1 protein-coding gene is annotated in these 316 nt (G+C 58.2%); it reads left to right on the top strand.

Annotated features, from left to right (window positions below):
• Nucleotides 1–316, top strand: a 316-nt coding sequence (locus NG653_RS14860; RefSeq protein ID WP_252742468.1) for a hypothetical protein, incomplete at both ends; no start/stop codon positions are given.

The raw sequence follows: 316 nt of genomic DNA, 5'->3' as shown, positions 1-316 counted from the left end.
ATGTGGACCTCTCGGGCTATGTCTCCACGGACGACCAGAACCTGACCCTGAGCGGGAACACCCTGGGCATTGAAGACGGGAACACTGTGGATTTGACTCCGTACCTGGACAACACCGACGACCAGAACATCTCCGGATCGTCTTTGGTGGGGACTGACCTGACCATCGGGATTGAGAACGGGACCTCGGAGACCATCGATCTTTCATCTTTGGTGGGTACTGACGACCAGGGGCTTAGCCTGAGCGGCAACACCCTGACCCTGGAAGACGGGGGCAGTGTGGATCTGACGCCCTATCTGGACAACACGGACGACCA

Origin of the sequence: Robiginitalea marina, assembly GCF_024006985.1 — a bacterium.
GTDB classification, from domain to species: Bacteria; Bacteroidota; Bacteroidia; order Flavobacteriales; family Flavobacteriaceae; genus Robiginitalea; species Robiginitalea marina.
The sequence above is the reverse complement of the archived record's forward strand: the minus strand, read 5'-3'. Positions and strand labels throughout refer to the sequence as shown.